This is a genomic window from Halalkalibacterium halodurans, from assembly GCF_004376175.1.
GTDB classification, from domain to species: Bacteria; Bacillota; Bacilli; order Bacillales; family Bacillaceae_D; genus Halalkalibacterium; species Halalkalibacterium halodurans.
In genome coordinates this window covers 119,990-136,396 of the sequence record NZ_SNUY01000003.1, presented here as the reverse complement: position 1 = coordinate 136,396, position 16,407 = coordinate 119,990, and the positions used below count along the sequence as shown (strand labels likewise).

At 43.3% G+C, this 16,407-nt stretch carries 13 protein-coding genes; 4 read left to right on the top strand and 9 right to left on the bottom strand.

The annotated features are described in order from the left end of the window. From E2L07_RS02055 to E2L07_RS02025, 7 genes are all read right to left on the bottom strand, one after another. Positions 1–204: UPF0236 family transposase-like protein (locus E2L07_RS02055; protein ID WP_208401959.1), on the bottom strand; the 204-nt coding region annotated here is incomplete at its 3' end. Positions 205–459: 255 nt separating this feature from the next. Continuing rightward, positions 460–711 (bottom strand): hypothetical protein, encoded by a 252-nt coding sequence (locus E2L07_RS02050; protein WP_010897893.1) that lies wholly within the window; start codon positions 709–711, stop codon positions 460–462. Positions 712–798: 87 nt separating this feature from the next. Next, entirely contained in the window at positions 799–1,167 is a 369-nt protein-coding gene (locus E2L07_RS02045) for a hypothetical protein (RefSeq protein WP_134228704.1), read from the bottom strand. Positions 1,168–1,785: 618 nt separating this feature from the next. Then, a complete protein-coding gene (locus tag E2L07_RS02040; RefSeq protein ID WP_010897891.1) occupies positions 1,786–2,424 on the bottom strand; it encodes a YpjP family protein in 639 nt (212 codons plus the stop codon). Positions 2,425–2,618: 194 nt separating this feature from the next. Further along, entirely contained in the window at positions 2,619–4,106 is a 1,488-nt protein-coding gene (locus E2L07_RS02035; protein WP_010897890.1) for a glutamate synthase subunit beta, read from the bottom strand. Positions 4,107–4,200: 94 nt separating this feature from the next. Further along, positions 4,201–8,793 carry a glutamate synthase large subunit gene (gltB, locus tag E2L07_RS02030; protein ID WP_134228709.1) on the bottom strand — a complete coding sequence of 1,531 codons (4,593 nt, stop codon included), beginning with the start codon at positions 8,791–8,793 and terminating at the stop codon, positions 4,201–4,203. 364 nt (positions 8,794–9,157) lie between these two features. Continuing rightward, on the bottom strand, positions 9,158–9,967 hold the full coding sequence (locus tag E2L07_RS02025) for an NRDE family protein (protein ID WP_134228703.1): 810 nt from the start codon (positions 9,965–9,967) through the stop codon (positions 9,158–9,160). A gap of 214 nt (positions 9,968–10,181) precedes the next feature. On the opposite strand from E2L07_RS02025, the gene E2L07_RS02020 reads away from it, so the two are divergent. The 4 genes from E2L07_RS02020 (at position 10,182) to E2L07_RS02005 (ending at position 14,375) form a co-directional block, all read left to right on the top strand. Next, positions 10,182–11,225, top strand: coding sequence for a toxic anion resistance protein (locus tag E2L07_RS02020; RefSeq protein WP_134228702.1), 1,044 nt, complete (start codon positions 10,182–10,184; stop codon positions 11,223–11,225). Between the two features lie 44 nt (positions 11,226–11,269). Next, the gene (locus tag E2L07_RS02015; RefSeq protein ID WP_243854886.1) at positions 11,270–12,169 is read left to right on the top strand and encodes a hypothetical protein; all 900 of its coding nucleotides are present in this window, start codon (positions 11,270–11,272) and stop codon (positions 12,167–12,169) included. A gap of 134 nt (positions 12,170–12,303) precedes the next feature. After that, positions 12,304–13,227 carry an MBL fold metallo-hydrolase gene (locus E2L07_RS02010; RefSeq protein WP_166740003.1) on the top strand — a complete coding sequence of 308 codons (924 nt, stop codon included), beginning with the start codon at positions 12,304–12,306 and terminating at the stop codon, positions 13,225–13,227. A gap of 176 nt (positions 13,228–13,403) precedes the next feature. Continuing rightward, complete coding sequence (locus tag E2L07_RS02005) at positions 13,404–14,375, top strand: DUF2777 domain-containing protein (RefSeq protein WP_010897883.1); 972 nt, start codon at positions 13,404–13,406, stop codon at positions 14,373–14,375. Between the two features lie 43 nt (positions 14,376–14,418). On the opposite strand, the gene E2L07_RS02000 is transcribed toward E2L07_RS02005, so the two are convergent. Next, complete coding sequence (locus tag E2L07_RS02000; RefSeq protein WP_010897882.1) at positions 14,419–15,909, bottom strand: PH domain-containing protein; 1,491 nt, start codon at positions 15,907–15,909, stop codon at positions 14,419–14,421. Further along, entirely contained in the window at positions 15,902–16,381 is a 480-nt protein-coding gene (locus tag E2L07_RS01995) for a PH domain-containing protein (RefSeq protein ID WP_053431328.1), read from the bottom strand. Before E2L07_RS01995 ends, E2L07_RS02000 begins: the two co-directional genes overlap by 8 nt. Positions 16,382–16,407: the final 26 nt, after the last annotated feature.

Here is a 16,407-nt window from a genome sequence, read left to right as displayed (position 1 = left end):
CTCAATCTCACCAAATAAACTGTCTATTTTTAGAGGCCGTTTATCTTTATAATGGAAGCGTTGCTTATCACGTTGTTGCATAATTTCTTCGTCATATTCCTCTAGTATGCAGGTCATCACACTTGAGAAGGTTTCCTGTAACTTCCTCCAAACTAGCTGTTCAAGTTCTTTTAAAGTTGGGTATTCTGTGTTATTCTTTTGCATAGGGTTTCTCCTTTGAATCGGGTTTTTGTCGACTATGATTCTACCAAGGAGAGACCCTTTTTTCATGCATTTTGCTTAAACCCTACCGCGCTTTCGCTTGGTGGCCTCCTCATCCAAGTAACGGAAATTTCCATTACTTGGATGAGGAGGTTTTTTCTTCTCCCACAATCATTTTACTCATACTCATTAGAAAAAAACCAAATACGGTAAGTACAATGATGATTTCTTCTGTCATCGTTTCCCTCCCATCCTACACTACAATCCTGGAACAAGCCAGAGGAACATGTCCCATAAATATTCAGAAACTGGAACAAAATAGGCTTCTGCAAAATCGCCTAAATGGGTAGAGTCACTAATCGTATCAATGATCACAAAAGTAAACGTAATAAAAATCGAAATGATCGCTAATGCAAGTGTTGCCACTATTACGCAAACGTACGCAAAAAGAAGACGAAGTACCCACTTTAAAAGAGGAGACTTCGTCCTTAACCATTGCTTCATTTCCATGCCCCTCTCATCCTTTTGTTCTATCTTTATCCTATCAAAAGTATCGAGCCCGGGAACGGAACAAATTTAAACATCCTATGAACCATCTTACTGAATCTCAAGCAAATCGAGCAAATCATCGATTGGGACGCCAGACGGTGTCGAAATCACAGAAAGATCATACTTTCTTAGATCAATCCATTTGTCATCGAGTTTAATCGATCGTTCGACTTTTTCATTGTCTTTCTCGTGTTTCTCTATAACCTCTGATTCTTCATACTGGCTTTCTTGCAAATTAATCGCTTGAGAATCATCACGTCCAAACTGATACGTTAGGTTATCTTCCCGCTCAACGACTTCATCACTAAGCATCTCTTGCGGAGCACTTGATTCGCTATTTAACTTAATGACAGCAAGGGCCCATACCCCAATAAAAAGAACGAACGCAAATAAAATCATGCTCCACTGTTTAACCATACGAGCTTCCCTCCATTTTCCTCTCTATGTATATCTGCGTTATCTAGTAATAGAGTACCATATTTTATTTCCGCCCGCCTTAAGTTTATGTATATTTACTTAGAAAATCTCATTTTATTTTAGTAAAATAGGTTTATTTATTACAAATAAATCAAAAACCACCTCCTATGAACTACTACTTTTTATGAACCATATGAAACACTAAACCAATCCGTACCTAAAGAACTATATTGTAAAATCCAGTTAATACGAGTGTTTTTTATATAGGATTGATTGTTTCTAAAAATACTCGCGTGCCGCGGGCGAGGCTTCCGCTAATCGGGGAAAATTTCCCCGATTAGCGGAAGCTCTGGCTTTTCCCGCAGGCGTCCCGTGCTTTTGACACGCTACTTGGAAACGTCCGTATAGTTATGCGCATACACAAAAAGGATCCTTCTGATAATGTGAAAGTCACCACACTAAAATGTTATGTCAGAAATGAATTAGGGTTTTCGTTTATGCTGTAACTTACGTAAGTACAAGGACATAAACGGCGATCACACATAAATGATCCCATGAATCAACCAAAGAAAAAAGCCGCTCATAATGAGCAGCTTTTGATTTGTAATTACATTATACTCATGCTTGCCAATAGGGAGGCATGTTTTTCCCCCAAAAAACCGTTCCTAATTCGCGATGAGATTGGAATTGATCCTCATAGGAATGATAGTGAAAATTAAACCAATACCCTTGCTTTGGTGGCTGGTCTCTCCGCACGTGGAGTCGTAATAGGTCGTTCCCTGTTTTTTGATGATAGAGATGAACAATCTTCTCACCTTGCCCACTAGCAGGATCATCGGACACCTTTAAATCGTTCAGATCATCTACTGGCATGCCTGCAACCGCATCCACAATAGCATGTTTAAACTCAGGTAAGATTTTTTCTTCGTACATGGAACCAATTTTTCTTGCGATAACTGGACCAAATTTCTTTAAACTTTGCTCATACGCTTCTTCAATAATACCGTCGGCAAATAATCTAGCGGTTGTTTCATCTGCCAGATGCACATAATGATTTGGTGTTTTCAGAACCGAATCATATAATCCATACGAATCCGCATCTACGCGGTAAATGATCGGCTTTCCATTGTCCGTGTTTTCTGACTTTTCAGGTAGTGAACTATTTTCCGTCCCTCTTACAACATCTGTTGGGGAAGCGAAGCCAAGTGTAATGAGCGCCGTGGAGACAAGTACTCCTCTTTTCATCCATTTGACCATGACAACCTACGCCCTTTCATGAAAAACGTTTAGAAAAACTTGACTTGCCACCACTGGCGGAAGCGACCGTTTTTCTTACCCTTTAAATATCTAAAAAATGGAGCGTCCATCGAAGTATGAACGCTCCGTTTCTATTATTTTCTCATGAAAGCTATGAAAATACTATTACAATTCCATAACAGAATTGTGTGTCATTACGGTAAATTCGAGGCTCCCATCAAATATTTATCACATTCTCGTGCCGCTTCACGACCTTCGTGGATCGCCCAAACAACAAGGCTCTGTCCACGGCGATTATCACCGGCAGCAAAAACACCTTCTAAGCTCGTCTCATATTTACCATACTCAGCTTTAATGTTCGAACGTGTATCAGTTTCCAACTCTAGTTCACGAACAAGCTGTTCTTCTGGCCCCGTAAATCCTACAGCTAGAAACACAAGGTCAGCTGGCCAAACTTTCTCGGTGCCTGGAATTTCAACACGGGTTTTGCTTCCATCAGGATGCACGGTTGTTTCCACAGAAATCGTATGAATTTCCTTCACATGACCTTCAGCATCACCGACAAATTTTGTCGTCATGACTTGATAAGCTCTCGGGTCCTTTCCATAAACAGCCGCCGCTTCTTTATGGCCGTCCTCTACCGTATGGACGATTGGGAACAAAGGCCATGGGTTATTGTCAGGCCGTTCGTTTGATTTTTCACGATTAATATCAAATTGCGTAATCGATTTTGCCCCATGACGGACAGAGGTTGTAATACAATCAGCCCCCGTATCTCCACCACCGATCACAACGACATGCTTCCCTTTTGCGGAAATATAGTTACCATCTTGATGGTTCGAGTTTAATAGGCTTTTCGTATTTGCTGTTAAGAAGTCCATGGCGAAGTGAATACCTTTGAGCTCTCTGCCCTTAACATTTACATCACGTGGCTTTGTCGCACCTGTACATAAAACGACCGCGTCAAAGTCGTCTTTTAACTGCTTTGCTGAAACATCTTTTCCAATTTCAACATTGGTGCGGAATTCAATCCCTTCTTCTTTTAAAAGGTTGATTCGACGTTCCACTACGTGATACGGAAGCTTTACATCAGGAATTCCATACGTCAACAGCCCGCCGATGCGATCTTCTCGTTCAAAAACCGTTACCCAATGACCGGCTTTGTTCAATTGAGCCGCTGCTGCTAAGCCTGCAGGACCGCTACCGACGACAGCTACTTTTTTGCCTGTTCTCGATCTAGGAGGGTTAGGCACAATCCAACCTTCCTGGAATCCACGTTCTACAATATGGAATTCCATGCTCTTTATTGCAACAGCGTCGTCGCTGATCGCAACCGTACACGAGCCTTCACACGGAGCAGGACAAACTCGTCCTGTAAATTCTGGAAAGTTATTCGTTTTGTGTAGACGTTCTAACGCTTCCTTCCAGTGACCGCGATACACGAGGTCATTCCATTCTGGAATCAAGTTATAGACGGGGCAACCAATCTCCCCAGAACCATCCATTGACGTCCCTGTTTGACAAAATGGAACACCACAATCCATACATCGTGCCCCTTGTTGTCTCAATGCACTCTCCGGCATAAGAAGGGTAAACTCTTGCCAGTTTTTTGAGCGTTCAAAGGGGTCTTTCTTTGGAGGTGTTTCCCGCTTATATTCCATAAATCCTGTTGGTTTCCCCATAGCACTCACTCCAAACTACGAACGATTTTTCTCGATCTCTTCATGCATATTAGACGGGCGGTGATCAAGGTCACCGCTCCGTCGATTAAACAAGTTATTTACCGCCAACTCTGCTTTTATCGTTTTTATTCTCATCAAACGCAACCATGACCGCTTCGGTATCAGATAACCCTTCCCGCTTCACTCGCTCAATCGCCTCGAGCATGCGTTTGTAATCTTTAGGGATGACTTTAATAAATCGTTTCCTTGCTTGATTCCAGTCTGCAAGAATCGATTTAGCTAGGTCACTATCGGTGTAAGCCAAGTGACGTTCAAGCATGGACTTAATGAAGACCACATCTCCTTCATCTGATAACGATTCAAGGAGAATCATTTCTTTGTTGCATTTTTTCTCAAACGTCCCATCATAGTCGTAAATATAGCCGACACCACCAGACATACCAGCACCAAAGTTTTTACCAACTTTTCCTAAGTTGATGACACGACCACCTGTCATGTACTCAAGCCCATGATCACCCATTCCCTCAATGACCACATTGACACCTGAGTTACGAACACAGAATCGTTCGCCTGCTTGACCACGGATAAACGCTTCTCCACTCGTGGCTCCGTAGAACGACGTATTCCCGATAATCACGTTCTCTTCCGCTTTAAAGGTCGAGCCGGCAGGTGGACGGACGATGATTTTTCCGCCAGACAATCCTTTTGCTGTATAGTCGTTCGCATCCCCTTCAAGGTGAAGCGTCATCCCACGCGGAATGAAGGCGCCGAAGCTTTGCCCTGCTGAGCCTTTAAACGTAAGCTCAATCGTATCTTCCGGCAGACCAGCAGCACCATAACGCTTGCTAATCTCGCTACCTACAATTGTACCAGCGACACGATCGATGTTTTTAATCGACACAGCTGCCTGCACTTTTTCTTTGCGCTCTAACGCTGGTCGGCAAATGTCTAAAAGCTTTGTCATATCGAGTGATTGCTCAAGCTGATGATCCTGCTCGATCGTCTTGTAGTTTTTCTCCTGCTGTCCTGGCTTTGGCTGATAGAGCAAGCTTGAGAGATCGACATGGACGGCTTTCCAGTTATCAATGTTGCGATTCTGTTCAAGAACATCGGTTCGGCCTATCATCTCATCAACTGTGCGGAACCCAAGTTCTGCCATGATTTCGCGGATCTCTTGTGCAACAAATGTCATGTAGTTAACCACATGCTCAGGCTTACCCATATATTTTTTACGCAGTTCTGGGTTTTGCGTAGCAATTCCTACCGGGCACGTATCCAAATGACAAACGCGCATAATAATGCAGCCTAGTACTACGAGTGGAGCTGTAGAGAATGCATATTCCTCTGCACCAAGCAGCGCCGCAATCACGACATCACGACCTGTCATAAGCTTCCCATCCGTCTCAATGGAAATGCGGTCACGCAAATTGTTTAGTACGAGTGTTTGATGGGTTTCTGCAAGCCCAATTTCCCACGGCAGTCCTGCGTGTTTAATACTGGTTCGAGCAGCAGCTCCCGTTCCACCATCATAGCCGCTAATGACTACGTGATCTGCACGACCTTTTGCTACACCTGCCGCGATCGTCCCGACGCCTGTACCAGCTACGAGTTTCACACTGATCCGTGCTTGCGGGTTCGCATTTTTCAAATCGTGGATGAGCTCTGCCAAATCTTCAATCGAATAAATGTCATGGTGAGGAGGTGGTGAAATAAGCCCTACGCCAGGTGTAGATCCACGTACTTCCGCTACCCACGGATAGACTTTATTTCCGGGCAGTTGTCCACCTTCTCCAGGCTTCGCTCCTTGGGCCACTTTAATTTGAATTTCATCTGCATTGACTAAATAATGACTCGTCACACCGAAACGGCCAGAAGCTACTTGCTTAATGGCACTGCGACGAAGATCACCATTCGCGTCTGGAGTGAAGCGATCTGGGTCCTCTCCCCCTTCACCGGTGTTACTTTTTCCACCAAGTCGGTTCATTGCAATTGCCAATGTCTCATGTGCTTCTTTTGAGATCGAACCGAACGACATCGCCCCTGTCTTAAAGCGTTTCACAATTTCCTCAACAGGCTCTACTTCTTCTAATGAAATAGGTTTCCGGTCAGTAGTGAATTTCAACAGACCGCGTAACGTCGTTTGCTCCTTTTCTTGCTCGTTGATAGCCGACGCATATTTTTTATAAAGGTCATAATCGTTTTTACGACATGCGTGCTGAAGCATGTGAATCGTATGTGGATTATACTGGTGCGGATCTCCGTTACGTCGCCATTGTAAATCGTCACCAGGATCTAGCGCTTTATCGACACCTTCTTGCTCAGAGAAAGCTCGTTCATGACGAAGGCGCACTTCTTCAGCAATCTCTTTTAATGTCACACCACCGATCCGTGTCGTTGTCCATGTAAAATATTGATTAATGACCGATTCGTCCACTCCGACCGCTTCAAATATTTGCGCACCGCGGTAACTTTGAATGGTTGAAATACCCATTTTAGAGAGTACCTTCATAATCCCTTTCACCGCTGCTTTTACATAATTCTCAACCGCTTCCACATATGAGATATTATCTAACAAACCATCGCGCAATAAGGCGTCGATTGAGTCAAATACGAGGTATGGGTTGATGGCCTCTGCCCCGTAACCAAGCAAAACACAATGATGATGAACTTCTCTCGGTTCTCCAGATTCAAGAAGAATGCTTACTTTCGTGCGCGTTCCTTTGCGAATTAAATGATGATGCAAACCGCTAACAGCAAGCAAAGATGGGATAGCAGCATTCGTTTCATTCATTTTGCGATCGCTTAAAATAAGCAATGTTTTTCCGGCTTCAATCGCTTGATCTGCTTCAGCAAACAAGTTTTCCAATGCTTCCTCAAGTCCTCGGGCACCTGACTTCGCATCGAATAAGATCGACAAGGTCGTTGACATAAACCCGTCCATCTTGTTGTGCTTTAACTTCGCCAATTCTTCATTGTTTAAGATTGGTGATGGTAAATAAATGTGCCGACAACTTAACGGTTCAGGGTTTAACAAGTTACGTTCAGCACCAATGGTTGTTCCTATTGCAGTGACCACTTTTTCACGAATCGCGTCAATTGGCGGGTTCGTTACTTGGGCAAACAATTGTTTAAAATAATTAAACAAAAGCTGTGGCCGTTTTGACAAAACAGCAAGCGGTGAATCGTACCCCATGGAACCGACTGGGTCTTCCCCTTCTTTCACCATCGGTTGAATCATTTTTGTTAGTTCCTCGTACGTGTAACCAAAGGCTAATTGGCGCTCACGTAACTTGCCGAAATCTGTATCTTCCACATGGGACGTTTCTAACACATCTTCCAGCTGAACGAGGTTTTCCTTCACCCATTCCTCATAAGGGTGCTCACTCGCGATTTGATGTTTAATCTCATCATCTGGAATGATCCGCCCTTCCTCAAGGTCCACGAGCAACATATGACCAGGGTGCAAACGTTCTTTGTAAAGAACATTTTCTGGATCAATGTCGAGAACACCTACTTCTGATGACATGATAATATAATCATCTTTTGTCACGTAATACCGTGATGGACGAAGGCCGTTCCGATCAAGACAGGCACCGATTTGAGTTCCGTCGGTAAATACGATCGCTGTCGGACCGTCCCAAGGTTCCATCAATGTACTATGAAACTGGTAAAACGCCTTTTTCTCCTTGCTCATGTGCTCATCGTTTTGCCAAGGTTCTGGTATCATCATCATTGCTGCATGGGCCATTGCGCGTCCAGATAAACTTAAAAACTCAATCGTATTGTCAAACATGGACGAGTCACTGCCCTCTTGGTCGATGACTGGATGAATTTTATCAAGATCCGTCCCAAACACTTCAGATTCAAATCTGGCTTCGCGTGCGTGCATCCAGTTCACGTTCCCTTTTACGGTGTTAATTTCACCGTTGTGAATCATGTAACGATTCGGATGGGCACGCTCCCAACTTGGGAATGTGTTTGTGCTAAAGCGGGAATGGACGAGCGCTAAAGCTGTTTCAAAATCTGGATCCACTACATCTAAATAAAATTGATCCACCTGCTCTGTTGTCAGCATTCCTTTGTATACGATCGTCCGGCTCGAGAAGCTAGCAAAGTAGAAAGAGCCATCTTCTACCAATGAGCCGATTTCATTCTCTGCCCGCTTACGAATGACATAGAGCTTTCGTTCAAAATCAAGTCCTGCCTTTACATTTTCGCTTTTTTGAATAAACAATTGACGGATGTATGGCATGGCTGCTTTTGCCGCATTGCCAAGCATTGAGTCATCAGTCGGAACGGTTCGCCAACCAAGGAACGTTTGCCCCTCTTCATTGACAATCGCCTCGAGCTTCCGTTCAGTTTCACGACGCAACGATTCGTCCTGTGGCAAAAACAGCATCCCAACACCGTATTTCCCTTCCTCCGGTAATGAAATGCCTTCGCTTACAGTTACCTTTTGGAAGAAACGATGAGGAAGTTGCAACAGAATTCCTGCGCCGTCTCCTGTATTGACTTCATCACCCTGTCCTCCACGGTGCTCTAAGTTGCACAAGATGTGAAGCGCATCTTCAACGATTTTGTGTGATTTTTGTCCCTTCATATGAGCCAAAAAGCCAATACCGCAGTTATCATGCTCGAACTGTGGGTCGTATAGGCCTTGTTTCTTCGGGTATCCATAGTTTTGCATAGGCATCAACCTTTCTCCTAAAAGTAAAAACCTCATCACACTTCACAGCATGCTTTGAGCTAATATACAAGATAATATCATTTTTCTGACATTTCGGCAAATTAAAACTTTCAAATCCAGAAGATGAAAACGCTTTCTTCTTGGGTTTTCCTTAAAAAATTTTTTTAATGACCACTCTTCAAGGCAGAACCGGGGTGAATATTAATTTATTTTAATGTATTTTTATAACAACAGGAGATGACAAAGATTATTTTATTACCAAAATATCCCGCATATGGACAAATGTCTATATCCGAATAATATAGCGAACCACCATGATAAACCTTCACCATTTTACGAAAGGATTGTCGTCATCACCTTCAAATCATTCGTAGTCTTTCTTCATATTTAAATAACTTGAAGGTAATTGGATATGAAATTCTCGCTTTTCTAAAAAAGTGCCCTTTGGTCCGTAGTTCCATTCTCGAAAAAAGCTCTCTCCTTGATCAGTGCAAACGATCACAGTCGTTGCCCTTGTTCCATACGATTTCCCGTTAATAAAAATCGGCGACAGGATACGCTCCCATTCAATCCCGACTCCCGTATCTGGTAATTGCTCATCAGGAAATCGCTCTTCATCCTGCATGGTTACAAGCAACTTTTTCATGATTGTCTCCACGTCCTTTTCTCTTTCAAGCACAGACTGCAAGTGGGTCCGCACTTTCACGGCTTTCGGCCAGTTGCTGTTCATTTGTCCGTTGCTGAGCATATAATAGCCCGGCTTTAGTTTTTCTCCTTTTTCCATCCGGTTCGTATAATAATATAGGTCGTGATATGAACCAAAAACGAGGTTGTAGCCATCAAACTCATTGGCCGTTTGGATTAGGCGTTCCATAAATAACTGATCAGAAGTTCTACTAGTTAAATAGTCCCGGACAATAAAGCCTCTTGATTGAAAAAGGGCCCCGCTATGTTCGAAAGAATCTCGCACATTCGTTAGTGCTGCTAGTTTCCCCTTCTTTGTGAACCCTAGCCACGTCCCCCCTTTTTCAAGGTCGCGACCTCCAATCACATTTGAGTCCTCTTTCCACTCATGGGCAAATAAAGTAGGTCTATCATAGTATTCATCTCGATTGGCCGCAAAAACGAATGGAAATCGTTTGTTCGTTTGATAAGCAAACGTAAGTAAGCACATGGGCATGACCATCCTTGTTTTGATTGTCTACACTTACTTTACCGAATAGCCGTCAGAAGGCGCAATGAATTTCAGTCCCGAGATTGTTGTCATGTTTTGTCCCTTCCTGCATAATAAAGGGAGATCTATTGCATTAGAACACCTTTGCAACCAACATTTTATTTGCTACGTAAATATAGCAACACGCCATTTGGTGGTGGATGGAGGGATAAGTATGTCAGAACAAGAAAACATGGAACAACGAGTCAAACATGAGAGTGAAGAATGGCTGCAAAAATTTAAATCAACATCAAACCTTGACGAGCTCATCGAGTCTCTCGGTGGATTAGGTGAAGAGGCGCAGCGGGAAGCTGGGGAATCCCTTGAAGCGTTAAAGCGACCGGTTAAAGAGATGATGAATGACGAAAACAATCATCTTCCGCAAAAGTTGCACCAACTGAAGGAAGTGGTTTCTCAACTTGAACCCGATCACTTAAAACAGGGAGCCGTAAAAAAATTTGTGAATAAAATTCTTGGGCGTAGTCCTATGGAACAGTACGCTCAACGATATAAAACCGTGGAAGCACAGGTGGAAAATATCATTGAAGCCTTGTTAACCGGAAAGGATAAATTGCAGGAAGATACGCTAATGCTCACCCAGTTAAAAGGGGTAGCGCGTGAACGAATCAGCCACCTTGAAGAGCAGATTGAAATGGGAAAGCAGCTTAATGCGATGCTCGAGTCGGAAATGACATCGGAGGAATGGAAAAACAATCCGACAGCTTTAAAAAAAGGACAACAAAAGGTCATTTCTAGAATTAAAAACATGTCCCAGGCCATTATGGTCTTACAGCAATCCCTCGCGTCTGTCGATCTGATCGTTGAAAATAATGAAAAGCTCGAGGAAGCGATTTTTAATGCGATTACGATGACGAAAAATATCATTACCGTCACTGCTTCTATCCAGCTGGCATTGAGCAATCAAAAGAAAGTGATCAACGCTGTACAAAACGTGAACGAAGCAACAGAAAATATGCTGTTATCTAATGCTGAAATGTTGAAGAAAAATACGGAGGACACATTAAAAACGCTCGAAGAACCCGCCATCGCGATCGAGTCGTTTAGAAAGGCGTACCAAGATGTGTTTGCCGCCATCGAATTAACTGAACAATCCAATGAACGAATCGTTTCATCCGGTAAGAAATTCATTGCAGAGTTAGATACGTTAAATAAGGAAATGAAAACGAAGCTCATTGAAAGCAAATCAACGTCCTCATAAAGAAAATGACCCTATTTAGTTTGAGAGGAGGTGGGCGATTGAAAATGCTTCAGGAATGGCCCTTCTTCCATCTATTTGTACCGAACGCTCGGAAGCCAGTTGACTTGCACATTGTAAGCGATCAAGCCACACGGGAGTTAATCGCCGATACCGAACGAATATTAACAAAGCTTATTGAGCAGTCAAACGGAAAAAACATGAAACGTTCAGTACGCAGGAAGCATAAAGAGCGACGTATACATGTGAAGCTTAATCATAAGCACATTCGCGTTATGATGTTTGATACAAAATATTCAACAGCTGCCGTTAAAAAGAAAATTTATATTGACTGTTATCGGAAATATGTGAAGGCAAAAGATGGGATCGGAAAAACGAAAGAAGCTTCCATCTATTACATGAAAGATGGGCGCTCCCACGTCCGATCAATTCGGGAATCCCCTTTATTTAAAGGGATTTTCTACCATATCAATCGGCTGGATGAAGCTTTTTTAGGCGTTCAATCCTCCAAAGAAGCCTCGATTTCCGCTTTAACGATTGGCCATCAAGAACGGACGGCTACTAGCCAAAATGATTTACAGCTTTTACATCTAGAAACGGAAAGATTTATTCAGCAGCTTTCCCATTTTGCCCTTGATCCATTGCTTGAAAGTCGTTTAAAACGGATCGCCAGCCAAACGGAAAAGCTCGTACCCGATTTTCAATTGCTTGATTTTGAAAAGCGCCATACGGTTCGGCGTATGCTTCGTGAAGACATTCCGAACTTATTGACGACCTACTTATCGCTAACGACACAGCATCAGCTCAATCAAAAAGAGAATGTGTTTGTGACGTTATCGAAAATGGAACTCACGCTGATCAGCCTTAACGAAGAGCTAGAAAAAGCGCGGGTGGAACGAATGGAGCATCTCCTACGGTTGAACGAACTTCGCTATGATCAAAAATAACGGATGAAAAGAGTCAGACAACATGATGCAACGTCTGGCTCTTTTCCTTGGGTGATATGAACCATTGCGCTTCTCCCCTTTTCATTTTACACTATTTGTAAAGGTTTTCACTAATGAGTAAATGGGGGGTTATGATGGGGCAAATACAATCTGTAGCAAAAGATATAATGTTAATCGATGGCTTTGACCTCAATTTGCAAGGACGCACCGGAAGTTACTTATTGCTTAGAGAAGAATTAACGCTTGTTGAAACAGGACCGAGTCATTCGGTGCCTTACATATTAAAAGGACTTAAACAACTTATGATTGATCCAAAAGACATCCGTCACATCGTTCTTACTCATATTCATTTAGACCATGCAGGGGGCGTTGGACTGCTCCTTTCCCATTGTCCGAATGCACATGTATATGTTCATCCGAAAGGAGCTCGTCATTTGCTTGACCCCTCCCGTCTAATAACTGGAGCTAGACAAGTGTATGGATCACATTTTGATGCCCTATTTGATCCGGTGATCCCAGTTCCCGAAAGCAAATTGATTTCGGTTGAAGATGGCGATACGATGATTCAAGGACTTACCTTTTTGCATACGCGTGGACATGCCAATCATCATGTGAGTATTTACGATAAAAAGACAAATGGTATTTTTACAGGTGATACGTTGGGGGTACGCTATGAACCTTTAGCGCAAGATGGGTTGGAATTTATTCTCCCCTCTACATCACCGAACCAGTTCGATCCTAATGCCATGCTCGAATCACTAAAAAAAATTGAAGGTTACAAAGTAGAACGAATTTATTTTGGTCATTTTGGCGTGTCTCATCAGCCAGCAAAAGTCTACAAGCAGTTGGCAAACTGGCTTGATCTGTTTGTGACATTGGGGGAATCAGCCTATCTACATGGTGATCGCCCAGAAAAACTAGCCAATCGCCTGTTGGATAAAGTGACTGCTCACCTAAGGGAAAACGGCGTGACTGATGACCATAAAGTGTATAAGCATTTGCAAATGGATTTACCGGTTTGCGCGATGGGACTTCTTCATTATTTTAGTAGACTGTAGATTACTTGAAAGCTCGTGTCCGTCTTTTTATAATAGAACGTAACCCCTTTTAATTAAAATAAGCTTGTCGCAGTCCTATCCTTTTTCTTATACAATTAGCATAAAAAATAAGTCAATCGAATCGTTCAGCAAACCTTGAACCGAAAACATTGATTTTAAAAAAGTGAGGGTTTCTCATGAATCGAAAAGAAGCAAAAGCATTAATAGGGAAACCTGTTATTCTCGATAAAGGACAACAGGGTGTATATATTGGAGAGTTAAAACAAGTAATCGCAGAACCGGGCAGACCGTGGCGTGGGCAAGTAAAAATTCGTGAGGTCGTGCAATTTCCTCATATTGATTTAGGAAGCGCCCATACCCCTCTTCCGATCTATGAAAATGGTGAACTGGTCGAAGTAGCAGGTAGCAGACTGACAGCAGCTGAAGAGGAAGATCGCCTCCCGTTTGAAACGTCGCTCAAGCAAGCAGCTGCTAAGACGCTCGCCGCCCTTCGTTACTCTCAACAACAAGGGCAAAAACACATTGAAGCCATTGATCATTACTTGCAACAACAAGGAGTGACCAATTCCTCTTCTCAAGAAGAAGACCGTTTCATTTATTACACATGTTTAATTGAAAATGACCGACCATTTTTAGTTGATGGAGAAGGTCAACATCTTGAGCTGGAAGGTTGTCCGTTTGAATTCGAATGGAAAACAAAGGACGGATGGATTCCTGTTCAATATGCCGGAGATCAGACTTTTACTTCCAAGGGCGGTAGGCAATTTCGTTTACGTGAAAACAGCGCCATTCGCTTAGAAAAAATTCAACTCGATCCTTATTATATTTTGCGAAATGAACTTGAGAAACAAGCGCTACTTGCCTTTGAAAAAGGGCTCGCTGATCATGGGGTGACTCATCAGCAAATGGTGCATTGTCATAACTCATTGCTGTTTCAGTTGCTCCAATCGAATCATCAACCCGTTCAAGCCTTTTCTGGTGTAAACTTCCTTTCTTATTTAACCCCTAGCGGATTATTGGTCGTTCAACATCACTACGATCGAAAGCTAGTGAAAAACGGCAAAGACGAAGTATATGATCGCTTTGAGTTTACTACCGATCAAGGCACGCGATCCATCGTCACATACACGAATGAATTTTCGAAATGAAGTAAGTAAAACTCCTCTCACTTGTGGTGAGAGGAGTTTTACTTTAATCGGTGGCTCTTTCTGGAGTTCGGTCACTAAAGGAGACCGACGGCTGTTCGATTGAAAACCATGCCAGCAACCGGTTCCCATCCTTTCGATCCAAGTCACGGACACTGAACGTCTTACCGACAATGCTCGATTGAACAGATACAAGCGGACTGCATAAGCGCAGGCGCTGTTGAAAGACCGATGTTGCCACTTCGAACATTTGAATTTTTCGTTTAGGAACGATCACGTGGACTTGGCTTAATTGGCGATAACGAAAGACTAGTGTATCCTCTCGATAAAAGTACCCAGCCACTTTGTATTGCGAATATCCGAGCCATACCGCCAATAATATAAGGACGATACCAATCCAACCATAGTCGGTGAATGTAAACAAAAGGGCTGTCACAATGACAGGAAGGCTAACCGTTCGAATAAGGAATCGGAATAAGGCTCGTTTTGGAATCGGTATGATCGTCTGATCTTCCAGTTGATATTCCGGCAAACATTTGGCTAAAAGCCCATTCACTTCTGACTTGCGGACGAGGGGGAACAACACGGTCGACAGCTGCTCATCACTTGATCCGCCCCCCTTGCTCTCCACATAGACAGATGTGTAACCAAATGGCTGTCTGAACAGGTTCGACACGAGTCGTACGGCTGTTACACGCTTGGTTTGCAACGTAAGCTGACGGGTTTCGAGAAGCCCTCTAGTAATGATTAGCTCCCTTCCTTGTTTCGCTGCCTGCACTTGATGATTCCAATATTTGCTCATGGTTGCTAATATGGAAAGGACCCATGCGATTACGGTTAACGTAAAAGCAACGATGACCACTAACCAAACACTCGATGCCGTAAACCAGCCGAATGTTTGCTCATAAACAGTGTCTGGTATGAATTGTTGCAGTTGGCTATAAAGCGCCCCAATGGCCGACAACGTTAAGCCAATACCACTGGAAGTGATCGCTGCAATCCATAACCTTGTCTTTCCTAACGTAAACAAAGGAATCGTTGACGCAACTTTTTCCTTCTCATCTTCATCAGAATCGTCTAACCATTCTGTTTCTAAAAGCTGACGTTTTTCGAGTAGTTGCTCACGGAGAAATTGGGCCTCCCGCTTTGTAATGGCAAGTAGCTCCACTTCCGGCTCTGCCCCGCCGCCTGCCGTTTCAATTTTCACTTTTACGAGTCCAAATAACCGTTGAAATATTCCCGCCGTCACATCAATCGACTGAACGCGATGTTTTTGAATATACCGTTTTTTTCGGATCAGTATCCCCCGTTGAACATACAATTCATGTTCAGACAAACGGTAGCGAAACGTGATCCAGTCAAGGAACCCTGACAAAAAGGAGAAGATGAGTAATCCATAAAATATGTATTGAAATTGAAAGCCAGTTGCGCTCGTGCCTAAAAAGAAACTAACGACTAAAGGCACCAGCATTCCTCGTAAACTTATCATAAACGACACAAGCATCGATGCAGGGTGGAGACGTTTTAATTCATTCATCTTCAGCCACCGCCGCTAGCACTGCAATTCGGTCTCGCAACCGGTCTGCCACTTCAAGGGAAAGGGCAGGAATTCGGTGTACAGAGGAAGCGGTTGAAATGGTGACCGCTGCTAATTGATATTTTCGTAATAGTGGCCCTTGCTCCGTATCAACGTGTTGAACGCGCGTCATAGGAATCAGTGTGCGTCTCACAATAAGCACGCCATACTGTAAGTCAATTTCTTGCTCGAGTACGTCATATCGCCACTTGCGCCAAAGGACAATTGGGTAGATAAAAACGGATACGATGACGTAGAGGACAAACAGAGCCAGTAGTGGCCAAAGTGGCCAGAGCGGGAGCCCAGCAAAGAAATATCGGGCAATCATATAACCGACAGGGAGAAGTAACACCAAAATACTTTTTAAGCTCGCCTGGATTCTCCAGACAGGTAATGCTTTTTTGGAAATCGTTTGCTCAGGTGCTGGGCGCACAATCCTCCCTCCTTCGTTCGTTAATG